Annotated in this window: 20 protein-coding genes; 5 read left to right on the top strand and 15 right to left on the bottom strand. The window is 66.9% G+C overall.

Annotation, left to right across the window (positions count from 1 at the left end; translation table 11 throughout):
- Window positions 1-39: 39 nt before the first annotated feature.
- The 3 genes from glgC (at window position 40) to BM133_RS18560 (ending at window position 5,470) form a co-directional block, all read left to right on the top strand.
- Window positions 40-1,347 (top strand): glucose-1-phosphate adenylyltransferase, encoded by a 1,308-nt coding sequence (gene glgC, locus BM133_RS18570; RefSeq protein ID WP_093436695.1) that lies wholly within the window; start codon window positions 40-42, stop codon window positions 1,345-1,347.
- A gap of 17 nt (window positions 1,348-1,364) precedes the next feature.
- A complete protein-coding gene (gene glgA / locus BM133_RS18565) occupies window positions 1,365-2,843 on the top strand; it encodes a glycogen synthase GlgA (RefSeq protein ID WP_093436692.1) in 1,479 nt (492 codons plus the stop codon).
- Between the two features lie 143 nt (window positions 2,844-2,986).
- Complete coding sequence (locus BM133_RS18560) at window positions 2,987-5,470, top strand: glycogen/starch/alpha-glucan phosphorylase (protein ID WP_093436689.1); 2,484 nt, start codon at window positions 2,987-2,989, stop codon at window positions 5,468-5,470.
- Between the two features lie 141 nt (window positions 5,471-5,611).
- On the opposite strand, the gene BM133_RS18555 is transcribed toward BM133_RS18560, so the two are convergent.
- From BM133_RS18555 to BM133_RS18540, 4 genes are all read right to left on the bottom strand, one after another.
- On the bottom strand, window positions 5,612-6,082 hold the full coding sequence (locus BM133_RS18555; protein WP_093436686.1) for an ExbD/TolR family protein: 471 nt from the start codon (window positions 6,080-6,082) through the stop codon (window positions 5,612-5,614).
- Between the two features lie 17 nt (window positions 6,083-6,099).
- A complete protein-coding gene (locus tag BM133_RS18550; protein ID WP_093436684.1) occupies window positions 6,100-6,795 on the bottom strand; it encodes a MotA/TolQ/ExbB proton channel family protein in 696 nt (231 codons plus the stop codon).
- Between the two features lie 9 nt (window positions 6,796-6,804).
- Entirely contained in the window at window positions 6,805-7,569 is a 765-nt protein-coding gene (dapB, locus tag BM133_RS18545) for a 4-hydroxy-tetrahydrodipicolinate reductase (RefSeq protein WP_371286345.1), read from the bottom strand.
- Window positions 7,570-7,762: 193 nt separating this feature from the next.
- Window positions 7,763-8,317: an outer membrane protein assembly factor BamE gene (locus BM133_RS18540; protein WP_093436679.1), complete on the bottom strand. Its 555-nt coding sequence runs from the start codon at window positions 8,315-8,317 to the stop codon at window positions 7,763-7,765.
- An 89-nt stretch (window positions 8,318-8,406) separates the two neighbouring features.
- Between BM133_RS18540 and fur the strand changes: the two genes are divergently transcribed.
- Window positions 8,407-8,826, top strand: coding sequence for a ferric iron uptake transcriptional regulator (gene fur, locus BM133_RS18535; RefSeq protein ID WP_013538901.1), 420 nt, complete (start codon window positions 8,407-8,409; stop codon window positions 8,824-8,826).
- A 22-nt stretch (window positions 8,827-8,848) separates the two neighbouring features.
- Here fur and hprK read toward each other — a convergent pair whose 3' ends face one another.
- From hprK to BM133_RS18515, 4 genes are all read right to left on the bottom strand, one after another.
- Window positions 8,849-9,808 (bottom strand): HPr(Ser) kinase/phosphatase, encoded by a 960-nt coding sequence (hprK, locus tag BM133_RS18530; protein ID WP_093436676.1) that lies wholly within the window; start codon window positions 9,806-9,808, stop codon window positions 8,849-8,851.
- A gap of 96 nt (window positions 9,809-9,904) precedes the next feature.
- Window positions 9,905-10,372 (bottom strand): PTS sugar transporter subunit IIA, encoded by a 468-nt coding sequence (locus BM133_RS18525; protein ID WP_093127334.1) that lies wholly within the window; start codon window positions 10,370-10,372, stop codon window positions 9,905-9,907.
- 214 nt (window positions 10,373-10,586) lie between these two features.
- A complete protein-coding gene (hpf, locus tag BM133_RS18520) occupies window positions 10,587-10,916 on the bottom strand; it encodes a ribosome hibernation-promoting factor, HPF/YfiA family (RefSeq protein WP_093436673.1) in 330 nt (109 codons plus the stop codon).
- A 318-nt stretch (window positions 10,917-11,234) separates the two neighbouring features.
- A complete protein-coding gene (locus tag BM133_RS18515) occupies window positions 11,235-13,352 on the bottom strand; it encodes an ATP-dependent helicase (RefSeq protein WP_093436670.1) in 2,118 nt (705 codons plus the stop codon).
- A gap of 213 nt (window positions 13,353-13,565) precedes the next feature.
- Here BM133_RS18515 and corA point away from each other — a divergent pair, with 213 nt between their 5' ends.
- Window positions 13,566-14,552 carry a magnesium/cobalt transporter CorA gene (gene corA / locus BM133_RS18510; RefSeq protein ID WP_093436667.1) on the top strand — a complete coding sequence of 329 codons (987 nt, stop codon included), beginning with the start codon at window positions 13,566-13,568 and terminating at the stop codon, window positions 14,550-14,552.
- On the opposite strand, the gene BM133_RS18505 is transcribed toward corA, so the two are convergent.
- From BM133_RS18505 to BM133_RS18475, 7 genes are all read right to left on the bottom strand, one after another.
- Window positions 14,545-15,309 carry a 5'-methylthioadenosine/adenosylhomocysteine nucleosidase gene (locus BM133_RS18505; protein WP_093436664.1) on the bottom strand — a complete coding sequence of 255 codons (765 nt, stop codon included), beginning with the start codon at window positions 15,307-15,309 and terminating at the stop codon, window positions 14,545-14,547. The two genes, corA and BM133_RS18505, sit on opposite strands and share 8 nt — an antisense overlap.
- Before the next feature lie 3 nt (window positions 15,310-15,312).
- On the bottom strand, window positions 15,313-16,944 hold the full coding sequence (locus BM133_RS18500) for an ABC transporter substrate-binding protein (protein WP_093436661.1): 1,632 nt from the start codon (window positions 16,942-16,944) through the stop codon (window positions 15,313-15,315).
- Between the two features lie 39 nt (window positions 16,945-16,983).
- Window positions 16,984-18,027 (bottom strand): dipeptide ABC transporter ATP-binding protein, encoded by a 1,044-nt coding sequence (locus tag BM133_RS18495; protein ID WP_093436659.1) that lies wholly within the window; start codon window positions 18,025-18,027, stop codon window positions 16,984-16,986.
- Entirely contained in the window at window positions 18,024-19,052 is a 1,029-nt protein-coding gene (locus tag BM133_RS18490) for an ABC transporter ATP-binding protein (protein ID WP_093436656.1), read from the bottom strand. Before BM133_RS18490 ends, BM133_RS18495 begins: the two co-directional genes overlap by 4 nt.
- Before the next feature lie 118 nt (window positions 19,053-19,170).
- Window positions 19,171-20,082, bottom strand: coding sequence for an ABC transporter permease subunit (locus BM133_RS18485; protein ID WP_093436653.1), 912 nt, complete (start codon window positions 20,080-20,082; stop codon window positions 19,171-19,173).
- Window positions 20,082-21,086, bottom strand: coding sequence for an ABC transporter permease subunit (locus tag BM133_RS18480; RefSeq protein ID WP_093436651.1), 1,005 nt, complete (start codon window positions 21,084-21,086; stop codon window positions 20,082-20,084). Before BM133_RS18480 ends, BM133_RS18485 begins: the two co-directional genes overlap by 1 nt.
- Window positions 21,087-21,137: 51 nt before the next feature.
- Window positions 21,138-22,817: a long-chain-fatty-acid--CoA ligase gene (locus BM133_RS18475; protein WP_093436648.1), complete on the bottom strand. Its 1,680-nt coding sequence runs from the start codon at window positions 22,815-22,817 to the stop codon at window positions 21,138-21,140.
- Window positions 22,818-22,908: the final 91 nt, after the last annotated feature.

Raw genomic sequence — 22,908 nt, 5'->3', positions numbered from 1 at the left:
CTCTGACGGCGCATTCCAACAAACGAACGGAGACACAGGATGGACAACCAGCTCACCACGCCCCCCCCGCAGGCCCCTCTGCAGGCCCACCAACTGGTCCGCCGCACCATCGCCCTGGTGCTGGCCGGCGGCAGGGGCTCGCGCCTGAAGCAGCTGACCGACCGGCGGGCCAAGCCGGCCGTGTACTTCGGCGGCAAGTTCCGCATCATCGATTTCGCGCTGTCCAACTGCCTGAACTCGGGCATCCGGCGCATGGCGGTGGTCACGCAGTACAAGTCGCATTCGCTCATGCGCCACCTGCAGCGCGGCTGGAGCTTCCTGCGGGCCGAGCTCAACGAGATGGTCGACGTGCTCCCCGCGCAGCAGCGCGTGGGCGACGAGCACTGGTACCGCGGCACGGCCGATGCGGTGTTCCAGAACCTGGACATCATCCAGACCCGCTCCACGCCGCACGACTACGTGGTGGTGCTGGCCGGCGACCACATCTACAAGATGGACTACTCGATCATGGTGAAGGACCATGCCGAGCGCGGCCTGGGCTGCACGGTCGGCTGCATCGAGGTGCCGCGCATGGAGGCCACCGCCTTCGGCGTGATGGCCATCGACGACGGCCGGCAGATCACCGCCTTTCTCGAAAAGCCGGCCGACCCGCCCGCCATGCCGGGCAACCCCGACGTGGCGCTGGCCAGCATGGGCATCTACGTGTTCGACTCCGCCTACCTCTACCAGCTGCTGGAAGAAGACAACGCCAACCCCGATTCGAGCCACGATTTCGGCAAGGACATCATCCCGCGCGCCGTGGCGCAGGGCCGGGCGCTGGCGCATCCGTTCGGCATGTCCTGCGTCACGCGGGCCTCGCGCGGGCCCGATGCCAAGGCCTACTGGCGCGACGTGGGCACGATTGATGCATTCTGGGCAGCCAACCTCGACCTGGCCTCGATCACCCCGGAGCTCGACATCTATGACACCGACTGGCCCATCTGGACCTACCAGCGGCAATTGCCCCCGGCCAAGTTCGTGCTCGACCGCCACGGCCAGCACGGCATGACGGTCAACACCATCGTCTCGGGCGGCTGCATCGTCTCGGGCTCCAAGGTGAGCAGCTCGGTGCTGTTCTCGGGCGTGCGCATCCACTCCTTCTGCGAGATCAACGAGGCCGTGCTGCTGCCCGACGTGGAAGTGGGCCGCGGCGCCCGGCTCAACCGGGTGGTGATCGACCGCGCCTGCGTCATACCCGACGAGATGGTGATCGGCGAAGATCCGGTCGCCGACGCCGCGCGCTTCGAGCGCACCGAGAACGGGGTGGTGCTGGTCACACGCGAAATGCTCAAACGCCTGGCCGCCTGAGGCCGCAACCCGCCACGATGCGAATCCTCCAGGTCAGCGCCGAACTCTTTCCCCTCCTGAAGACCGGCGGACTGGCGGACATCGCCGGCGCCCTGCCCCTGGCGCTCATGGCCGAAGGACAGGACGCCCGCGTGCTGCTGCCGGGCTTTCCGGCCATTGTGGCCGGGGTGCGCGACCTGGCACCGGTGGCGGATTTCAATGCGCCCTGGGGCGAGCGCTTCGGCCTGCGCGCCGGGCACATCGCCATCGACGGTGCGCCGGCGATCCGCGCCTACGTGATCGACGCGCCGGCCCTGTACGACCGGCCCGGCAATCCCTACGAGGACACGGCGCGCCAGCCCTACGCCGACAACCACCGGCGCTTCGCGCTGCTCGGCTGGGCCGCGGCGCAACTGGCAAAGGGGCTCGACCCGGCGTGGCAGCCCGAGGTCGTGCATGCGCACGACTGGCATGCGGCGCTGGCGCCCGCCTACATCGCCTTTGCGCGGCAGGCCGGCCCGAACCGTGATTTGCGCGTGGGCACCGTGTTCACGGTGCACAACCTGGCCTACCAGGGCATCTTCGCGCCCTGGCATTTCACCGACCTTGGCTTGCCGGGCCCCGCCTTCCACATGAACGGGCTCGAATACCACGGGCAGGTCTCGTTCATGAAAGCCGGCCTGTACTTCGCCGACCGGCTCACCACGGTGAGCCCGACCTACGCGCTGGAGATCCAGACGCCCGAGCAGGGCTGCGGCCTGGACGGCCTGCTGCGCCAGCGCAGCGGCGCGCTCACCGGCATCCTGAACGCGGTGGACGACAAGGTCTGGAACCCGGCCTCCGACGCCGCGCTGGTGCAGGGCTATCACACGCCCGAGGGCCGCCACATGGCGGGCAAGGCGCGCTGCAAGGCGGTGCTGCAACACCAGCTTGGCCTCGCCGAGCGGCCCGATGCGCCGCTTTTCATTCTCGTGAGCCGGCTCACCGAGCAGAAGGGCCTGCACCTCGTGCTCGGCGGCATCGACGCGCTGCTCGCCCAGGGCGGCCAGCTCGCGCTGCTGGGCAGCGGCGAAGCGTGGCTCGAAGAGGCCTTCCGCCAGCGCGCGGCGGCGGCGCCGGAATCGGTCAGCGTGACCATCGGCTACAACGAGACGCTCGCGCACCAGCTCTTCGGCGGCGGCGACGTGACGCTGGTGCCGTCGCTCTTCGAGCCCTGCGGCCTCACGCAGATGTACGGCCTGAAATACGGCAGCCTGCCGCTGGTGCGCCGCGTGGGCGGGCTGGCCGACACGGTGGTCGACAGCACGCTGGAAGACATGGCGAGCGGCGAGGCCACCGGCTTCGTGTTCGACCGCTTCGACGCGGCCGACTACGAACGCGCGCTGCGCCGTGCCTTCGCCCTCTACCAGCGCGCGCCCGACTGGCGCCGCGTGCGCGGCCATGCCATGCGGCGTCCGGCCGACTGGGCCACGGCCGCCGCCCAGTACATCGACGTCTACAGGCAGAGCATGGAATGACCCCCCGTCTTCGCGCACTTCGCGTCGCTTCGCCAGCCCCCTCACGGGAGGCAATGCCAGCGGCCCGGCAAAGCCGGTTCCGCGGTGTTCTCGCGAAGATCCCGCGGCTGCAACCCTAACCACTCACACCAGAGCGCCCCACCATGACGATCAAAGACTTCGCCTACGACCACCCCGACCGCGACGTTGCGGCCTTCAAGCGCGCCGTGGCCAACAAGCTGATCTATGCGGTCGGCAAGGACCCGGTCGCCGCCAGCCAGGACGACTGGCTCAACGCCACCTCGCAGGCCGTGCGCGACCAGCTGGTGGAGCGCTGGATGATGACCACGCGCGCCAACTACGCGCAGGACCTGAAGCGCGTCTACTACCTCTCGATGGAGTTCCTCATCGGGCGCACCTTCACCAACGCGCTGCTCGCGGTGGACCTGTACGACACGGTGCGCGAAGCCCTGGCCGACTTCGGCGTCGACATGTCGGCGCTGGCCGAGCGCGAGCCCGATGCCGCGCTCGGCAACGGCGGCCTCGGACGGCTCGCGGCCTGCTTTCTCGATTCGATGGCCACGCTCGGCGTGCCGGGCATGGGCTACGGCATCCGCTATGAATACGGCATGTTCCGCCAGCGCATCGTCGACGGCCAGCAGGTGGAGACGCCCGACTACTGGCTCACGCGCGGCAACCCCTGGGAGTTCCAGCGTCCCGAGGTGAACTACCGGGTACGCTTCGGCGGCCATGTGCAGAAACGCGAAGGCCTGAATGCGCCCTACGGCGCGGCCGACTGGGTCGACACGCACGACGTGCTGGCCGTGGCCTACGACACCATCATCCCGGGCTACGGCACGCAGGCCACCAACACGCTCAGGCTCTGGTCGGCGCGCGCCACCGAGGAAATCGACCTCTCGGCCTTCAACCGCGGCAACTACATGGGCGCGGTGGAGAGCAAGAACCAGTCGGAGAACGTCTCGCGGGTGCTCTACCCCGACGACTCCACGCCCTCGGGCCGCGAGCTGCGCCTGCACCAGGAGTATTTCTTCTGCAGCGCCAGCGTGCAGGACCTCTTGCGCCGGTACCTGCGCAGCCACAAGACCTTCGAGCAGCTCTCCGAGAAGGTCAGCATCCACCTGAACGACACGCACCCTGTGCTCGCGGTGCCCGAGCTCATGCGCCTCCTGCTCGACGAACACGGCCTCGCATGGGACGAGGCCTGGGCGCACACGCAGAAGGTGTTCAGCTACACCAACCACACGCTGATGCACGAGGCGCTGGAGACCTGGCCGGTGGAGATGCTGGGGCGCATCCTGCCGCGGCACCTGCAGATCATCTACGACATGAACGCGAAGTTCCTGGCCACCGTGACGCAGAAGGTGGGCAACGACGTGGAGCTGATGCGCCGGCTCTCGCTGGTCGACGAATCGGGCGAGCGGCGCGTGCGCATGGCCTACGTGGCGGTGCTCGCGAGCCACTCGATCAATGGCGTCTCGGGTCTTCACTCGGAGCTGATGAAGCAGTCGATCTTCGCGGACTTCGACAAGATCTTTCCCGAGCGCTTCAACAACAAGACCAACGGCGTCACGCCGCGCCGCTGGCTCGCGCAGGCCAACCCGCCGCTGGCCGGGCTGCTGGACCAGCGCATCGGCAAGGGCTGGCGGCGCGACCTGTCGCAGCTGGAGGCGCTCAAGCCCATGGCCGCGCAGCCCGCCTTCGTGCGCGCGTTCCGCCACGCCAAGCGCGAGAACAAGCTGCGGCTGGCCAACTGGGTCGGGGAGCACCTGAAGATCGACCTGGACACCGATGCGATGTTCGACGTGCAGGTCAAGCGCATCCACGAGTACAAGCGGCAGCTGCTCAACGTGCTGCACGTGGTGGCGCGCTACCACCGCATCCTGGATGCGCAAGCCGCCGGAACGCCCATCGACATCGTGCCGCGCGTGGTGGTGTTCGCGGGCAAGGCGGCCTCGGCCTACGTGATGGCCAAGCTGGTGATCCGGCTCATCAACGACGTGGCGAGCACCGTCAACGCCGATACGCGTGTGGGCAAGCTGCTGAAGGTGGTGTTCTTGCCGAACTACAGCGTGAGCCTGGCGGAAATCATCATGCCGGCGGCCGACCTTTCGGAGCAGATTTCCACCGCGGGCACCGAGGCCTCGGGCACCGGCAACATGAAGTTCGCGCTGAACGGTGCGCTCACCATCGGCACGCTGGACGGCGCCAACGTGGAGATGCGCGAGAACGTGGGGCCGGAGAACATCTTCATCTTCGGCAACACGACGCCGGAGGTGGCGGACATCCGGGCGCGCGGCTACCAGCCACGCGAGATCTACGAAGAGAACGCGGAATTGAAGCGCGTGCTCGATGCGATCCGCGACGGCGCGTTCTCGCCGGGCGAGCCATCGCGCTACCAGGGCATCTACGACGCGCTGGTGAACTGGGGCGACCACTACCTGCTGCTGGCCGACTACGCGAGCTATGTCGCCAAGCAGGCCGAGGTCGATGCGCTGTACCGCGATTCGGACGCGTGGACGCGGATGGCGATCCTCAATGTGGCGGGGATGGGGGCGTTTTCGTCGGACCGCACGATCGCGCAGTACGCGCACGAGATCTGGAACACGAAACCGGTGGTGCTGGGCTGAGGTTTCGTTTCGGTATTTCTCCCTCCCCCTCTGGGGGAGGGCTGGGGTGGGGACACGGCGGGGTAACAATCACCGCGGCTTTTCAGAGGCCGCTTGCCCCCATCCCACCTTCCCCCAGAGGGGGAAGGAGCAAAGCCAGGATCAGCGCGGCTTTTCGGCGGCTGCTTCAGCCTCTGTCACGAAACCGATTCGGCTCAACCCCGCCTTGTTCGCGATGCCCATGAGCGCCACCACCTTGCCGTAGGGCACGGTCTGGTCGGCGCGCAGTTGCATTTCGGTGTCCTTGCTGTCCGCGGCGGCTTTCTCGAGTTGGGCAGCCAGCTCTTCGTCGGTCACGGGCTTGTCGTTCAGGAAGACCTTGCCCGATGCATCGACCGAGAGACTCACGAACTTGGGCGTGTCGTTGGGCTGGCCCGCATCGGTCTGCGGCAGGTCGAGCTTGATCGAGCTGGCCATCAGCGGCGCCGTGATGATGAAGATCACCAGCAGCACCAGCATCACGTCGACCAGCGGCGTGACGTTGATGTCCGAGAGCGGTCGCTGCCCGCCGGCGCCCGTGGCTCGCCCGCCGCCTGCGGCGCTGCTGCCGAGCGAAGTGCGTCCGAAGGCCATGGCGCGCTGCTCCCTGTTTAGACGGGCATCGGCCGCGCCGGCGGCGGTGCGGCCGGTGCCGGCGCCTCGCCGAAGCTGCCGAGCAGGTCGTGCGCGAAGCCTTCGAGCTCGGCCTCGATGCGGCCGATGACGCGGCCGAACACGTTGTAGGCCAGCACGGCCGGAATGGCGACCGCCAGGCCGAAGGCCGTCATGACGAGCGCTTCGCCAACCGGGCCGGCCACCTTGTCGATGGTGAAGCCGCCGGTCTGGCCCGCGATGCCCGCCAGCGCGCCGTAGATGCCCCAGACCGTGCCCAGGAGGCCGACGAAGGGCGCGGTGGCGCCGACCGTCGCGAGAAGAATCTGCCCGGCCTGGAGGCGCCGCAGCGCAGCGTGCAGGGCATCGCGCAGGGCGCGCGTCAGGCGCTGGTTGCGGTCGCCCGTGGCACCCAGCGTTCCACTGACATCGACAGCGGCCGCATTCTTGATGGCGACGACCGCCGGCAGCACCAGCGTGGCCCGGTCGAATGCCTTGAGCTTCTGCTCGGCATCGGCCAGCGTGGCCGACTGCCAGAACGCCGCGATGCCGCGCAGCACGTCGCGCGTGCCGCCGCGCAGCAGCCACGCCTTCCAGAGGATCACGACCCAGCTGGCGATCGACATGGCCAGCAGCAGCGCCGCCACCGAACGGCTGACGCCGTCGCCCTGGGTCAGCAGTTGGAACACGCTCATCGGTTTCCCTTAGCGAAGACCCAGCACGTCGTACATGTCGAACAGGCCCGCTTTCTGGCCGGCCAGGAAGCGCACCGCGCGCAGCGCGCCCTGTGCGTAGGTCACGCGGCTGGACGACTTGTGCGTGATCTCGATGCGCTCGCCGATGCCGGCGAAGAGCACGGTATGGTCGCCCACGATGTCGCCGCCGCGGATGGCCGAGAAGCCGATGGTCGAGGGATCGCGCTCGCCGGTGATGCCTTCGCGGGCATAGACGGCGCAGTCCTTCAGGTCGCGGCCCAGCGCATCGGCGATGACTTCGCCCATCTTGAGCGCGGTGCCCGAGGGCGCATCGACCTTGTGGCGGTGGTGGGCCTCGATGATCTCGATGTCGTAGCCGGTCGACATCGCCTTGGCGGCCATCTCGAGCAGCTTGAAGGTGACGTTGACGCCCACGCTCATGTTGGGGGCCAGCATGATCGCCACGTCTTTCGCGATCTCGGCGATCTCGGCCTTCTGCGCATCGCTGAAGCCGGTGGTGCCGATGACCGCCTGCACGCCGAGTTCGCGGCAGACCGCCAGGTGCGCGAGCGTGCCTTCGGGGCGGGTGAAGTCGATGAGCACCTGTGCATCCGCAAGGCCCGTGCGCAGGTCCGCCACGATGGGCACGCCGCTCGTGAAGCCCAGGAAGGCCGCGGCGTCGGCGCCGATGGCTTCGCTGCCGGCGATGTCGAGCGCGCCGGCCAGGCGGCAGTCGGGGGCGTTGCGCACGGCCTCGATCAGCATGTGGCCCATGCGGCCGGAGGCACCGGCGATGGCGATGCGGCGCAGCGCGGGGGTGGCCGAAAGGGAGGAAGAGGGGGAGGAAGAGGAGGTAGGTTCGGTCACGCGGATTCAGTCTTCAGGATGGCCCGCAGGCCACTGGAACCAAGAAGGGCACCGGACGGACGCCGCCTGACTCGGCGGGCGCCGCCCGCTCCTGCTGCGCTCAGCGCGCAGCTTCGAGCGGGGGGTAGGCGGCCGGCAGCGGCGGCACGGAGGCCGATGCGGCGGCGTCGGCTTTCTCGTCCTTGGCCGGCGCGAATTTCTTGAGCTCGTCTTCCGTGGCCTCGAGCTGGGGCACCTTGCCGGACTTCTTGCGGGTATCGAGCGTGGCGACGAATTCTTCTTCGCTGGGCATCTCGCCGCCTTCGAAGCGGTCCATCAGCTCGCCGTTGAAGAACACGGTCAGGCGGCGTTCCTGGGGTTCCACGCCCTGGCGGCGGATGGTGAACACGTAGTCCCAGCGGTTGGCGTGGAACACGTCGCTCAGCAGCGAAGTCCCGAGGATTTCCCGCACTTGCTGGCGGGACATGCCGGGCTTGAGCGCCGCGACCTGCTCCTTCGACACGAAGTTGCCCTGGACCACTTCGACCTTGTAGGGCGTGACCGCGGACAGCGCGCCCCGCGTGCGATCGCTGAAACCGCTGCAGGCACCGAGGCAGAGCGTCGCGGCGACGGCAGCAGCCAGCAGCCAGGGACGGCGTTGGAGAATGGCAGGCATGGGAGGAAAAGGGGGTAGCGATATGATCGGCCATTGTAGCGGCTGACCTTTTCAGGACCTGACCGCGGCACAGGGCGCAGGAACCATCAATGGCCAATATCGACGAACTCAAGAATACCGGCCTCAAGGCCACCTTGCCACGCCTGAAGATTCTGGAAATCTTCCAGACCGGCAGCCAGCGGCACATGACGGCCGAAGACGTGTTTCGCGTCCTGCTGAACGAGCATTCCGACATCGGCCTGGCCACCGTGTACCGGGTGCTGACGCAGTTCGAGCAGGCCGGCATCCTGGAGCGCAGCCACTTCGAGAGCGGCAAGGCGGTCTACGAGCTCAACGAGGGCACGCACCACGACCACCTGATCTGCACCTCGTGCGGCAAGGTCGAGGAGTTCTACGACGCCGAGATCGAACGCCGCCAGCAGATGATTTCCAAGGACAAGGGCTGGATCCTGCAGGACCACGCCATGTCGCTTTACGGCCTCTGCGGCGACTGCGTAAAGAAGCGCTGAACGGTCGATCGAAACGACGGCGTCAGTCGCCGTCGCGCCCGCTTTCCATCGCCTTGTGGTGGCGCGCCACGAAATCCGCATAGGTGTCGATGCCCCGCAGCTGCAGGATCGAATTGCGCACGGCCGCCTCGACCAGCACGGCGATGTTGCGCCCCGCCACCACCTGGATGATGACCTTGCGCACCGGAATGCCCAGCACGTCCTGCGTGAGCGGTGCCGAGGGCATGCGCTCGTAGTCGCGCTCGAAGCTGTCGCGCCGCACCAGGTGCACGATGAGCTTCAGGCGCATCTTCCGGCGCACCGCCGTCTCGCCGAAGATCGCGCGGATGTCCAGGAGGCCGATGCCCCGCACTTCGAGCAGGTTCAGCAGCAGGTCGGGGCAGCGGCCCTCGATGGTGTTCTGGTTGATGCGGTACAGGTCGACCGCATCGTCGGCCACCAGGCCATTGCCGCGCGAGATCAACTCCAGGCCGAGTTCGCTTTTGCCCAGGCCGGACTCGCCCGTGATCATCACGCCCATGCCCAGGATGTCCATGAACACGCCGTGCATCGAGGTGCGCTCGGCGAAATGCTTGGACAGGTAGGCACGCAGCAGGTCGATGACGAAAGCCGACGATTCGCGCGTGGCGAAAAGCGGCAGCTGGGCGCGCTCGCAGATCGACAGCAGCTCATCGGGCGGCGCCTGGCCGTCGGCCAGCACCAGCATCGGCGGCTCCAGCGTGACGATGCGGGCGATGCGGCGTGCGCAGTCGTCGGGGCTGCCGCGCGTCAGGTAGGCCACCTCGCGGGCGCCCAGGATCTGCACGCGGTACGGGTGGATGTAGTTGAGGTAGCCGACCAGGTCGGCGGCCGACTGGGCGCGGCTGATGACCTCGGGATCGAACTGGCGCTCCGAGGCTCCGAGCCCTGCGAGCCATTCCCAGCGGAGCGACCCGCGGAACTCCTCGAACATGGCATCGGCGCTGATGACGGTCGGCTTCATGCGTTCAGGAGGCGGCGCTCGGCGCCGTCATTGGAGTGAAGAGTGACAGGAGGTGTCGCGCAGCTTAGCAGCAGCCGCGCACGCCGACGCATGCGCTCAGGCGACTTGGGTCGACTGCCAGCCGGCGATCAGGCCGTGGAGCGCGGCCGCGTCGGTGCTGGACTTGATCTGTTCGCGCAGGCTGGCATCGCTCAGCAGCTCGGCGATTTCAGAGAGGATTTCCAGGTGCTTCTGCGTGGCCGCTTCGGGCACCAGCAGGAAGATCAGGAGGGCGACGGGCTGCTCGTCGGGGGCATCGAACCCGATGGGATTGGCCAGCTGGAACACCGCGGCCATCGGCGCCTTCAGGCCCTTGATGCGGCCATGCGGAATGGCAACGCCGTGGCCGAGGCCCGTGGAGCCGAGGCGCTCGCGCGCAAACAGGCTGTCGGTGATCAGGGCGCGTCCCAGGCCGTGAAGGCTTTCGAACAGAAGGCCAGCTTCTTCGAAAGCACGTTTCTTGCTGGTAGCGTCAACGCTCACAAGCACTTGGGCGGGCGGCAGGATGGACGCGAGGCGATTCATGGTGGGGGCAGAGCGGGGGCGATTATGCACCCGGTTGGTAAAAACCCCCAGTCCCCCTATCTACTTTCTGTTTACATGTTGCCCGGAGGCCTCGCTGCCCTGGGCAGAAACCAGGCAGAAACCCCAAAGCCCCACGGCAACGGTCGGAAAAGCAAAAGGCCGCCCGAAGGCGGCCTGTGGTGCGAGCGGGCCTCAAGGGGGCCTCGCCCGGTGCTCACATCACGCGCTTGGGCGCCATGTGATGGTGGTCCTGCAGGCGGTCCTTGTGGCGGACCACCTGGCGGTCCAGCTTGTCGACCAGTTCATCGACCGCAGCGTAGAGATCAGCGTGGCTCGACTCCGCGAACATGTCATTGCCCTTGACGTGAATGTTGCACTCCGCCCGTTGGCGGCGTTCCTTTTCCTTCTGCTTTTCCACCGTGAGGATCACCTTCACATCGACCACCTGGTCGAAATGCCGTGTGATCCGGTCCAGCTTGCTCGTGACGTAGGTGCGCAAGGCAGGGGTGACGTCGAGGTGATGACCGCTGATCGTCAAATTCATGAATGACCTCCTGAGAATTGACGGTTGGGGAAATGACCCCGCTCCGGGATGGAGCGTGGCCGGCGAAACAGAGGGGGGCGGTTCGGGGAGAGAGAAGAAGAAGGGGGAGAAAGAGGGGTCGGTCGATTCACTATGCCCAAGCTGTCACGGTATTGCAATACCTGGGTTCTCCGGGTGGCGGGCGTTCGCGGAGCCTGCTTCGATCCGCTATTGAATCCATAGCTGCCCACGCATGTTGGCCCGCCTTCGTGGCGCTTTGCCGGCAAGTGTCAACGCGCTTTTCCCCCGGTGACCCTGCCGGGCGAAGGGCCGGCCGCTTCAGCGCCAGGCCGCGCGCATGCGGTTGCGCAGGTCGATCACGGCGGTGGGCGGTGGCACCGCGGGTGCGCGTACCGGCGGCGGTGGCCAGGTCTGCTGCTCGAAGCCCGCGAGATCCGATTCGGCGATGAAGCGCGTGCGGTTCGCATACAGGTGCCGGTCGCCCCGCACCGCCTGCTGCGTGACGTAGAAGCGCTGCGGCACCAGCAGGTGCAGGTGGTCGCGGGCCCGCGTCATCGCGACGTAGAGCAGGCGCCGCTCTTCCTCGAGTTCGTGCGCGCCCTGCGCCACGTCGGCCGGCAGGCAACCGTCGACCACGTTGAGCACGTGCACCGAGTTCCACTCCTGGCCCTTGGCCGAATGGATGGTGGAGAGGATCAGGTAGTCCTCGTCCAGCAACGGCGGGCCGGGGCGATCGCTCGTGGCTTCGGGCGGATCGAGCGTGAGTTCGGTCAGGAAGCGCTCGCGCGAGCCGTAGCCCGCGGCAAGGCGCACCAGCTGCTCCACGTCCTGGCGGCGCACGCCGGAGGTGTCCTCGTAGAGGCGCTCCAGGTGCGGCAGGTACCAGTCCATCGCCAGTTCGACATCGGCCGGCCATGCCAGCGACGGCGCGCGCAACGCGGCGTAGGCCTCGGCAAAACCCGTCCACTGCTCGCGTGCCGCGGACGGCGGCACGAAGTCGCGCACAGCCGCGACCGGATCGGCGGCCTGGTCCATCGCGTCGAGCAACCGCGTGCCGGTGACGGGCCCGATGCCGGGGATCAGCTGCGTGACGCGAAACCCCGCCATGCGCCCGCGCGGGTTCTCGGCGAAGCGCAGCACCGCGAGCAGGTCCTTCACGTGCGAGGCCTCGAGAAACTTGAGGCCGCCGAACTTCACGAACGGGATGTTGCGGCGCGCCAGCTCCAGTTCGAGCCCCGCACTGTGCGACGACGTACGAAACAGCACCGCCTGCGACTTGAGCGCGAGCCCGCCTTCGCGGTGCGCGAGCACCTTGTCGGCCACCCAGCGCGCCTGCCCCGCCTCGTCGGGCACCAGCACCAATTGCGGCTTACCGGCGGAGGGCTTGTCGGTCCAGAGGGTCTTGGCATGCCGCTCGGCCGCCTGTGCGATCACGCGGTTCGACACATCGAGGATCGGCTGCGTCGAGCGGTAGTTGCGCTCCAGCGTGACGACCCGCGCGGCCTGGCTGAACTGCGCCGGAAAGTCGAGGATGTTGCGCACCGTGGCGCCCCGGAACGAGTAGATCGATTGCGCGTCGTCCCCCACCACCGTGACGCCGCGTCCGTCGGGCTTCATCGCCAGGAGGATCGAGGCCTGCAGCAGGTTGGTGTCCTGGTACTCGTCGACCAGCACATGGTCGAAGCGCGCGCCCACGGCCTCGGCCAGCGCGGGCTCGCCGACCATCTCGGCCCAGTAGAGCAGCAGGTCGTCGTAGTCGAGCACGTTCTGCTGCTGCTTGGCCTGGACGTAGGCGCCAAACAGCGTCTTGAGTTGCGCCTCCCATTCGCCGCACCACGGGAAGGCCTCCTTCAGCACCTCGGCCACCGGGGCGCGCGTGTTCACGCAGCGCGAGTAGATCGACAGGCACGTGCCCTTGCGCGGGAAGCGGTTCACCGTGGAGGACAGGCCCAGTTCGTGGCGCACCAGCCCCATCAGGTCTTCGGCATCGCCGCGGTCGTGGATGGTGAAGTTCTCGTCCAGGCCGATCTGCCCGGCGTATTCGCGCAGCAAACGCGCCCCGATGCCGTGAAAGGTGCCGGCCCACGGCAGCGCGGGCGGCCGTTCCGACTTCAGCCCGAGCACGCGTGCCAGCACCTGGCCCGCGCGGCGCTCCATTTCCTGCGCGGCGCGGCGCGAGAAGGTCAGCAGCAGCAGGCGCTGCGGATCGACGCCATCGGCGATCAGGTGCGCCACGCGGTGCGCCAGCGTGCTGGTCTTGCCGGAGCCGGCGCCGGCAATCACCAGCAGCGGGCGATGATCGTCGGCCACCGCAGCGCCGACACCGTGCTCCACCGCCGCGCGCTGGTCGTCGTTGAGCGTGGCCAGCGCTGCGGCCAGGCGTTCGGCCTGAGTCTTTGGCGCAGCGGAAAAAACAGGGGGCGCAGCGGTCTGCATGGGGCACGACTTTACTGTATGTCCGTCCAGTCCGGCCATCTTGCCGCCTTGTGGCCGGTGACATAATCGCGCCTCGCTGCAACCGGAGACTCCCCATGGAAACCGCCCCGTCTCGGCAGCTTTCAACTCCCTTCTGACGCGCCTCGCGCCGGGCCCGGGAATTGAAAGCGCCCCTCCCTCGCCTACCGTTCAGTCATCCCCGGGAGTGAGCCCATGCTCAATATCTTTACGCTCGCCAACGGCCGCCTCGTCCAGGAAGAGATCGAGTCGCTGGAGGAGCTCTCCAAGTTCCAGCCGATCTGGGTCGATCTCGAATCGCCCACGCTGGACGAAAAGCGCTGGATCAAGCAGTACTACGGTCTCTCGATTCCCGAAGACGCGATGGACGAGGACATCGAGGAATCCGCCCGCTTCTACGAAGAAGACAACGGCGAACTGCACATCCGCTCCGACTTTTTGATCGACGACGACGAAGACCCGCGCACGGTGCGCGTCGCCTTCATCCTCAACCAGCACAACACGGACTTGCGCAGCCGCGGCGTGCTGTTCTCGATCCACGACGAGGACGTGCCCGTGTTCCGCCTCCTGCGCATGCGCGCACGCCGCGCGCCGGGGCTGATCGAAGATGCAAAAGAAGTGATGCTCAAGCTCTTCGACGCCGACGCCGAATACTCGGCCGACACGCTGGAGAACATCTACGACGAGCTCGAGGTGGCCGGCAAGAAGGTGCTCTCGGGCAACGTCACCGACGAGCTGGCCGGCGAGGTGCTGGGCCTCATCGCGCGGCAGGAAGACTTGAACGGCCGCATCCGCCGCAACGTGATGGACACGCGCCGCGCCGTCAGCTTCATGATGCGCAGCAAGATGCTCAACGCCGAGCAGTTCGAAGAGGCGCGGCAAATCCTGCGCGACATCGAATCGCTGGACAACCACACGGCGTTCCTCTTCGACAAGATCAACTTCCTGATGGATGCGACCGTCGGTTTCATCAACATCAACCAGAACAAAACCATCAAGATCTTCTCGGTGGCGAGCGTGGCGCTCTTGCCGCCCACGCTGATCGCGAGCATCTACGGCATGAACTTCAAGTTCATGCCCGAGCTCGACTGGGCCATGGGCTATCCGTATGCCATCGTGCTGATGGCGGCCAGCGCGCTGGTGCCGATGTGGTACTTCCGCCGGCGCGGCTGGCTCAAGTAGCCGATTGCCTTGCGAGCCACGCGCCGACCAGCGCGAGGCTGTAGCGGCTCGCCACTTCGGCGACGAAGCGCGCGAAATCGCCATGGGCTTCGTCGTCGGCGCGGTCTGAAATCGTCCGCATCGCCGCGAAGGGCACGCCGTAGTCGTGGCACACCTGCGCCACTGCGGCGCCTTCCATTTCCACGGCAAGTGCGTCGGGCAGATTGCGCCGCAGCGCTTGGCTTTCGGCAGCGGTCGAGACGAAGCGGTCGCCACTGACCAGCAGGCCGCGATGCACCTTCGGCGACCGAAGGCCGAATTCATCGACAGCGCTCTGCCCCACCAGCGCCACCGGGTCACGCAGCGTCTCTTGCGCGACGGCCGCCAACGCATCGCTGATCGCGGCGTCGGCCGTGAAACGCGAAATGCCCATCAAGGGCACTTCGTACTTCGGAAAGAGCGGCGAGGCATCCATGTCGTGCTGAAGCAGCCCGGTCGCCACGACCACGTCGCCGACATTCACACCCGGCGCCAGGCCACCCGCGACACCGCTGAACACAATGGCTCGCACGGCGAACCGTTCGAGCAGCATCGTGGCCGTCACAGCCGCCGCGACCTTGCCAATGCGCGACAGCACCGCGACCACCGGTTGGCCATGCAGATGGCCCACCCAGAAGTCGCGTCCCGCGATGCGCACACGCTGCTCATCGGGCATCTGCGCGAGGAGCGCCTTCAGCTCCTCGTGCATCGCCGCGACGATGGCAATGGGCGCGGCCACCGCTTACTTGATATCCACGCCGTAGAACGTGTGGCGGCCGAACGGGCTCAGCTTGAAGTCGACGACTTCCTTGCGCACCGGCTTCAGCTGCACCGCGTGCGCAATGGTGAACCACGGCGCCTGCTCCTTGAAGATGACTTGCGCCTTCTTGTAGAGCGCGTCGCGGTCGGCCTGCTTGGTCGTGCTCTTGGCCTTCACCACGATGTCTTCATATGGCTGGTAGCAGAACTTGGAAATGTTGCTGCCGCTGGCCGACTTGGCCGAGGCGCAACCCAGCAGCGTGTACATGAAGTTGTCCGGATCGCCGTTGTCGCCGGTCCAGCCCAGCATGCCCATCTGGTGCTCGCCGGCCTGCAGGCGCTTGCGGTACTCGCCCCATTCGAAGCTCTTGATCTCGGCCTTCACGTTGATCTTGGCGAGGTCGGCCTGCATCAGCTCGGCGATGCGCTTGGCGTTCGGGTTGTACGGACGCTGCACCGGCATGGCCCACAGGTCGGTGCTGAAGCCATCGGGGAAGCCGGCCTGCGCCAGCAGCTTCTTGGCGGCTTCGGGGTCGTACGGATCGTCCTTCACCGCATCGTTGTAGGACCACATGGTCGGCGGGATCGGGTTCTTGGCCGCAACGCCGGTCGTGAGGTACACGCCGTCGATGATGGCCTTCTTGTTGATCGCCATGTTGATGGCCTTGCGCACGCGCACGTCGTCGAAGGGCTTCTTGGTCGTGTTGTACGAGAGGTAGCCCACGTTCAGGCCCGGCTGCTCCAGCACCTGCACGTTCGGGTCCTTGCGGATCGCGTCCAGGTCAGCCGGGTTCGGGTACGGCATGACGTGGCATTCGCCCTTCTGCAGCTTGGCCCAGCGCACCGATGCATCGGGCGTGATCGCAAAGATCAGGTCGTCGATCTTCGCCTTGCCGCCCCAGTACTGCGGGAAGGCCTTGAAGCGGATGATCGCGTCCTTCTGGTACTGCACGAGGTAGAACGGGCCAGTGCCGATCGGGTCCTGGTCGACCTTCTCGGGCGTGCCGGCCTTCAGCATGGCGATCGCGTATTCCTTGGACTGGATGCCCGCGTACTGCATCGCCAGGTTGGCGAGGAACGGCGCCTCGGCCTGGTTGAGCGTGATCTTCACGGTGAAGTCGTCGATGCGGTCCACCGTCTTCAGCAGCTTGGGCATGCCCATGTCGTTGAAGTACGAGTGGTTCTGGCTCGTGACCTTGAAGAACGGATCGCTCTCCTTCCACTGGCGCTCGAGCATGAAGATGAAGTCGTCGGCGTTGAAGTCGCGCGTGGGCTTGAAGCTCTTGCTCGTGGTGTGCCACTTCACGCCCTTGCGCAGGTGGAAGGTGTAGACCGTGCCGTCGGCCGAGATGTCCCACTTTTCTGCGAGGCCCGGCGTGACCTTGGTGCCGCCGCGCTCGAACTCGACGATGGTGTTGTAGACCTGCGTGGTCACGTCGAACGAGGTGCCGGTGGTGTTCATGCCCGGATAGAAATTCTCCGGACTTCCTTCGGAGCAATACACCAGCGTCTTGGCTGACACGGCGCCCGAGGCCAGGGTAAGGGCCGCAAGCGCTGTCGGTGCCAGGAGCGCCAGCATTCGTGAGCGGCGCGAAACGGAGGGTTGGGTCTTCATGGGGACTCCTTCAGACACGGTTGAAAAAAACGAACTTGCTCAGGGATTCGTCGCCATCGGAACGGCGAGCACGGGGACATCGGCGCGCACGGGAGGCGCGCCATCGAGGAACTTCTCTGCGTAGTGGCAGGCCACCAGCCGCTCGTCCAGCGCGCGCAGCAGGGGCCGCTCTTCGCGGCAGCGCTGCTGCACGTGGTGGCAGCGCGTGTTGAAGACGCAGCCCGAGGGCGGATTCAGCGGCGACGGCAGCTCGCCCTTCAACACGATGCGCTGGCTGCTGAGCCCCGGCGTCGAGGCCAGCAACGCCTGCGTGTACGGATGCAGCGGCCGGGCGAAGATGCGCCCCTTGGGGCCCTGCTCCACCGCATGGCCCAGGTACATCACGAGCACGTCGTGCGCGATATGCCGCACCACGCCCAGGTCGTGCGAGATGAAGAGATACGCAAGGCCCAGCTCGGCCTGCAGGTCGGCCAGCAGGTTCAGCACCTGCGCCTGGATCGATACGTCCAGCGCCGACACCGGCTCGTCGGCCACCAGGAGGCGCGGCGACAGCATGAGCGCGCGCGCGATCGCGATGCGCTGGCGCTGGCCGCCCGAGAACATGTGCGGGTAGCGGTTCGCGTACTCGGGACGCAGGCCCACGCGGGCGAGCATTTCGCGCGCCCTGGTGGCGCGCTCCGCCTTGCCCATCGGGGTGTTGATCGCGAGCGGATCCTCGAGCACGGCCGAGATCTTCTTGCGCGGATTGAGCGAGCCGTAGGGGTTCTGGAACACGAGTTGCACGGCCTGGCGCAGCTCGCGCTTGCGCTCGGCCGGCGGGTTCACCGCATCGGCGCCGACCAGCGTGAGCTGCCCCGCCGTCGGCTTCTCGATCAGCGCGACCATGCGCGCGAGCGTGGACTTGCCGCAGCCCGATTCACCGACCACCGCCAGTGTGCGGCCGCGTTCGAGCCGGAACGAGATGTCGCCCACTGCGCGCAGATGCGCCGGCGCGCGAAAGAGCCCGCGCCGCACGTCGTAGGTGCGCTGCAGATTGGTGGCCTCGACCACGATGTCGCCGGGCACGCCCTTGTCGTTGTTCATGGCAGCGCCTCCGCCACGGGCAACTGCCGTGGCCGGTCCTGCTCGATCGCCACGATGCGGCCCGGCTCGCCCAGCGGATAGTGGCAACGCACCTCGGCACCCTGCCACTCTCGCAGCGCCGGTCGCACGTTGCATGCGCGCGTGGTGACGTAGCTGCAGCGCGGCGCGAAGAGGCAGCCCGAAGGCCGGTCGTGCACGCCGGGCACCACGCCGCTGATGGTGGCCAGCCGCCCTTCGGGCGCGGCACGCTCGGGCAATGCCGCGAGCAGGGCCTCGGTGTACGGGTGCTGCGGCGATGCGAAGAGCCGGTCGACGCGCTGGTGCTCCATCACCTGGCCCGCGTACATCACGGCGATGCGCTGCGCCATCTCGCTCACCACGCCCATGTTGTGCGTGATGAGCACCAGCGCCATGCCGCGCTCCTTCTGCAGCTCGCGCAGCAGGTCGAGGATCTGCGCCTGGATGGTCACGTCGAGCGCGGTGGTCGGCTCGTCGGCGATCAGGAGGCGCGGGTTGCAGGCGATGGCCATCGCGATCATCACGCGCTGGTTCATGCCGCCCGAGAGTTGGTGCGGATAACTTGCGAGGCGCGACGATGCGGCGGGAATGCCCACCTGCTCCAGCAGCTCGGTCGCGCGTTTCTTCGCGGTACGCTTGTCCAGGTTCAGATGGAGACGCAGCACTTCCATCAGCTGAAAGCCGATGGTGAAGCAGGGGTTCAGGCTGGTGGTCGGCTCCTGGAAGATCATCGCGACCTCCTTGCCGACCAGCGAGCGGCGCGCCTTGTCGGAGATGCCGAGCAGGTCTTTCCCAGCGAAGCGCATGTGGTCCGCGCGCACGCGGCCCGGGAAGCCGACCAGGCCCATGAGCGCCATCATCGTGACGCTCTTGCCCGAGCCGGATTCGCCGACGATGCCGAGCACTTCACCCTCTTCGAGCGTGAGGCTCACGCCGTCTACGGCGTGCAGCACGCCACCTTGCGTGGGAAATTCCACGTGCAGATCTTTGATGTCCAGAAGACTCATCTCACCCCCAGTCTTCGCGCACTTCGTGTCGCTTCGCCAACCCCCTTGCAGGGGGCTGCACCTGCGGCCCGGCAAAGCCGGTTCCGCGGCGCCCCTGGACTTGAATCATGGAGAGTTGTCATCGTTTCAGTTTGGGGTCCAGCGCATCGCGCAGACCGTCGCCCAGCAGATTGAAAGCCAGCACCGCCGCGAGGATCGCGAGACCCGGGAAGGTCACGACCCACCAGGCGCGCAGCACGAACTCGCGCGCGTCGGCCAGCATCGTTCCCCACTCGGGCGATGGCGGCTGCGCGCCGAGGCCGAGGAAGCCGAGCGCCGCCGCATCGAGGATGGCGGTGGAAATGCCGAGCGAGGCCTGCACGATCAGCGGCGCTGCGCAGTTGGGCAGCACCTCGCTGAACATGAGGCGCAGCGTGCCGGCACCGCTCACGCGCGCCGCCGTCACGTAGTCGCGCGAGACCTCGGCGATGACGGCCGCCCGCGTGATACGCACGTAGTGCGGCAACACCACGATGGCCACCGCGAGCATCGCGTTGACGAGGCCCGGGCCGAGGATCGCGACGATCACGATGGCCAGCAGGAGGCTCGGCAGCGTGAGCACGATGTCCATGAGCCGCATGATCGCGATCTCGAGCACGCCGCGGAAAAACCCCGCGATGAGACCGAGCACCACGCCCGCCACCACCGACAGCGCCACGACGGCAACGCCGATCGACAGCGAGAGCCGCGCACCGTACATGAGGCGCGACAGGATGTCGCGGCCGATGGCGTCGGTGCCCAGCAGGTAGCTCCACGTTCCGCCCTGCTGCCAGGCGGGCGGCTGCAGGAAGACGGCGCTGTTGGTTTCGTTGGGCGCGTGCGGTGCGATCCACGGCGCGAGGAGCGCGACGAGCAGCAGCACGGCGATGGTGACGAGCCCGATGACCGCGCCGCGGTTCGCCGAGAAAGCGGTCCAGAACTCGCGCCAGGGGCCGGGCGGCGCGGTGCTCGCACCGGTCGTCGGGATGGGAGGGGTCGAAGTCGCGTTCATCAGCGTCGGATACGGGGATTGATGACGCCGTAGGCCACGTCGACAAGAAGATTGACCAGCATCACGATGCCGCCCAACAGCAGCATGCCGCCCTGCAGCACCGGGTAGTCGCGCCGGCCGATGGCCTCGATGAGCCACTTGCCGACACCGGGCCAGGAAAAGATCGTCTCGGTGAGGATCGCGCCGGTGAAGAGCACGCCCACCTGCAGCCCGATGACCGTGACGACCGGGATCAGCGCATTGCGCAGCGCATGCAGGCCCACCACGCGAAAGCGCGAGAGCCCCTTGGCGCGCGCGGTGCGGATGTAGTCCTCGCCGAGCACTTCGAGCATGGCCGAGCGCGTCATGCGCGCGATCACCGCGAGCGGCACGGTGCCCAGCACGATGGCCGGAAGAATGAGGTGGTGCAGCGCCGACCAGAAGGCATCGGTATCGCCGGCGCGCAGCGAGTCGATCAGGAGGAAGCCCGTTTCGGGCTCGATGAAGTACTGCACCGCGATGCGCCCGGAAACGGGCGTCCATCCGAGTTGCACCGAGAAGAACAGGATCAGCAGCAGCCCCCACCAGAAGATCGGCATCGAGTAGCCGGTGAGCGAGGTGGCCATCACGCCGTGGTCGAAGATGGAGTTGCGCCGCACGGCCGCCAGGATGCCGGCGGGCAAGCCCAGCAGCAGCGCGAAAAGGATCGCGCACACGCCGAGTTCCACGGTGGCGGGGAAGAGCGCGAGAAACTCGCCCATCACCTTGTCCTGCGTGATGATCGATTTGCCGAGGTCGCCATGCAGCACGCGGCCGATGTAGATGCCGTACTGCACGAGGATCGGCTTGTCGAAGCCGTAGGCGGTGCGCAGTTCGGCATGGCGCGCGGGATCGATCCCGCGCTCGCCGGCCATGGTTTCAATGGGGTCGCCCGGCACCAGCCGGATGAGAAAGAAGGCCAGCAGCGTCATGCCGATGAAGGTCGGCACCAGCAGGCTCACGCGGGTCAATATGAATCTGAACATCGACCCGCGAATATGCAAGATCGATGCCGTGGCCCTACCCGGGCCGAACCCTTACTTCTTGGCGTCGCGCAGCTCGCGGCGGAGGATCTTTCCGACCGGTGTTTTCGGCAGGTCCGTACGAAACTCTACGATTCGCGGCTGCTTGTAACCCGTAAGGTTTGCTCTGCAGTATTCGCGCACCTGCGCCTCGGTGAGCGACTCGTCTTTCTTCACGATCACGAGCTTGACGGCCTCGCCGGTCTTGTCGTCGACCACGCCCACCGCCGCGCATTCGAGCACGCCCGGAATCTGTGCAACGACGTCCTCGATCTCGTTCGGGTACACGTTGAAGCCCGACACCAGGATCATGTCCTTCTTGCGATCGACCACCTTGAAGTAGCCGCGCTCGTCGACCACGCCGATGTCGCCGCTCTTGAAGTAGCCGTCGGGCGTCATGACCTTGGCGGTCTCGTCGGGGCGCTGCCAGTAGCCGGCCATCACCTGCGGTCCCTTGATGGCGATCTCGCCCGGCTGGCCCATCGGCACTTCGTGGCCGTCGTCGTCCAGCAGCTTGAGCCAGGTGCTCGGAAGCGGCAGGCCGATGGTGCCGGTATAGGCCTTGCTGTTCGTGGGGTTGCAGGTGGTCGAGGGCGATGTCTCCGACAGGCCGTAGCCTTCGCAGATCGGGCAGCCGGTTTTCTCGAGCCAGAGCTTCGCGACCGCGGCCTGCACCGCCATGCCACCGCCCACGGAGACCTTGAGGTTCTTCCAGTTGACGGTGTTGAAGTCGGGGTGGTTCGCCAGGCCGTTGAAGAGCGTGTTGACCGCGGGAAAGCTGTGGATCGTGTGCTTGGACAACTCCTTCAGCACGCCCGCGAGGTCGCGCGGATTCGGGATCAGGATCAGCTTGCCGCCCGTGCGCATGCCCAGCATCATGCCGACCGTGAACGCGAAGATGTGATAGAGCGGCAGCGCGCACACGCCGGTAGGCTGCTCGTTGGCCGGCACCTGCGCCATCACGGGCTCGTTCCAGGCTTCGGACTGCAACACGTTGGCGATCACGTTGCGATGCAGGAGCACTGCGCCCTTGGACACGCCGGTGGTGCCGCCGGTGTACTGGAGCACCGCCACGTCGTCGGGCCCGATGACCGGCGCCTGCAGCTTGCGGGTCGCGCCTTTTTCAAGCGCCTCGTTGAAGCGCACGGCGCCCGGCAGGCTGAAGTGCGGCACCATCTTCTTGACGTTGCGCACCACGTAGTTGACCAGCGTGCCCTTGAGGAAACCGAGGCGGTCGCCCATCGAGGTGAGCACGATGTGCTTGATCGGCGTGGCCGCGATGCATTGCTGCAGCGTGGTGCCGAAGTTCTCCATGATGACGATGGCCTTGGCGCCCGAATCCTTCAACTGGTGCTCCAGCTCGCGCGGCGTGTAGAGCGGGTTCACGTTCACCAGGATGAGGCCCGCGCGAAGGATAGCCGCCACCGCGATCGGGTACTGGGGGCAGTTGGGCATCATCGCGGCCACGCGGTCGCCCTTCACGAGGCCCAGGCCCTGCAGGTACGCGGCGAAGGCCTTGCTCTGCTTGTCGGTCTCCGCGTAGCTCACGTCCTTGCCCATGAAACTGTAGGCGGTGCGGTCGGCGTACTTGGTGAAGCTCTCTTCCATGAGCCCGACCAGCGAGGAATAGTGCGAAGCGTCGATGTCGGCGGGCACGCCTTGCGGGTAGCTGCTGAGCCAGGGGCGGTCGGTCATGGATGTGTCTCCTCCAGGTCTTGGAACTTGCGGGTAACTGAAACGAAAACGGCGCTCGAATGGCGCCGCGAAGATCTGGCCCGCCTTGCGG

Origin of the sequence: Variovorax sp. 770b2 (genome assembly GCF_900115685.1) — a bacterium.
In the GTDB taxonomy this organism is placed as follows: domain Bacteria; phylum Pseudomonadota; class Gammaproteobacteria; order Burkholderiales; family Burkholderiaceae_C; genus Variovorax.
The sequence above is the reverse complement of the archived record's forward strand: the minus strand, read 5'-3'. Positions and strand labels throughout refer to the sequence as shown.

What these genes read in the sequence shown, in the direction of transcription:
- glgC (WP_093436695.1), top strand. Translation starts at nt 40, where the DNA reads ATGGACAACCAGCTCACCACGCCCCCCCCGCAGGCCCCTCTGCAGGCC.
- glgA (WP_093436692.1), top strand. Translation starts at nt 1,365, where the DNA reads ATGCGAATCCTCCAGGTCAGCGCCGAACTCTTTCCCCTCCTGAAGACC.
- BM133_RS18560 (WP_093436689.1), top strand. Translation starts at nt 2,987, where the DNA reads ATGACGATCAAAGACTTCGCCTACGACCACCCCGACCGCGACGTTGCG.
- BM133_RS18555 (WP_093436686.1), bottom strand. Translation starts at nt 6,082, where the DNA reads ATGGCCTTCGGACGCACTTCGCTCGGCAGCAGCGCCGCAGGCGGCGGG.
- BM133_RS18550 (WP_093436684.1), bottom strand. Translation starts at nt 6,795, where the DNA reads ATGAGCGTGTTCCAACTGCTGACCCAGGGCGACGGCGTCAGCCGTTCG.
- dapB (WP_371286345.1), bottom strand. Translation starts at nt 7,569, where the DNA reads ATGGGCCACATGCTGATCGAGGCCGTGCGCAACGCCCCCGACTGCCGC.
- BM133_RS18540 (WP_093436679.1), bottom strand. Translation starts at nt 8,317, where the DNA reads ATGCCTGCCATTCTCCAACGCCGTCCCTGGCTGCTGGCTGCTGCCGTC.
- fur (WP_013538901.1), top strand. Translation starts at nt 8,407, where the DNA reads ATGGCCAATATCGACGAACTCAAGAATACCGGCCTCAAGGCCACCTTG.
- hprK (WP_093436676.1), bottom strand. Translation starts at nt 9,808, where the DNA reads ATGAAGCCGACCGTCATCAGCGCCGATGCCATGTTCGAGGAGTTCCGC.
- BM133_RS18525 (WP_093127334.1), bottom strand. Translation starts at nt 10,372, where the DNA reads ATGAATCGCCTCGCGTCCATCCTGCCGCCCGCCCAAGTGCTTGTGAGC.
- hpf (WP_093436673.1), bottom strand. Translation starts at nt 10,916, where the DNA reads ATGAATTTGACGATCAGCGGTCATCACCTCGACGTCACCCCTGCCTTG.
- BM133_RS18515 (WP_093436670.1), bottom strand. Translation starts at nt 13,352, where the DNA reads ATGCAGACCGCTGCGCCCCCTGTTTTTTCCGCTGCGCCAAAGACTCAG.
- corA (WP_093436667.1), top strand. Translation starts at nt 13,566, where the DNA reads ATGCTCAATATCTTTACGCTCGCCAACGGCCGCCTCGTCCAGGAAGAG.
- BM133_RS18500 (WP_093436661.1), bottom strand. Translation starts at nt 16,944, where the DNA reads ATGAAGACCCAACCCTCCGTTTCGCGCCGCTCACGAATGCTGGCGCTC.
- BM133_RS18495 (WP_093436659.1), bottom strand. Translation starts at nt 18,027, where the DNA reads ATGAACAACGACAAGGGCGTGCCCGGCGACATCGTGGTCGAGGCCACC.
- BM133_RS18490 (WP_093436656.1), bottom strand. Translation starts at nt 19,052, where the DNA reads ATGAGTCTTCTGGACATCAAAGATCTGCACGTGGAATTTCCCACGCAA.
- BM133_RS18485 (WP_093436653.1), bottom strand. Translation starts at nt 20,082, where the DNA reads ATGAACGCGACTTCGACCCCTCCCATCCCGACGACCGGTGCGAGCACC.
- BM133_RS18480 (WP_093436651.1), bottom strand. Translation starts at nt 21,086, where the DNA reads ATGTTCAGATTCATATTGACCCGCGTGAGCCTGCTGGTGCCGACCTTC.
- BM133_RS18475 (WP_093436648.1), bottom strand. Translation starts at nt 22,817, where the DNA reads ATGACCGACCGCCCCTGGCTCAGCAGCTACCCGCAAGGCGTGCCCGCC.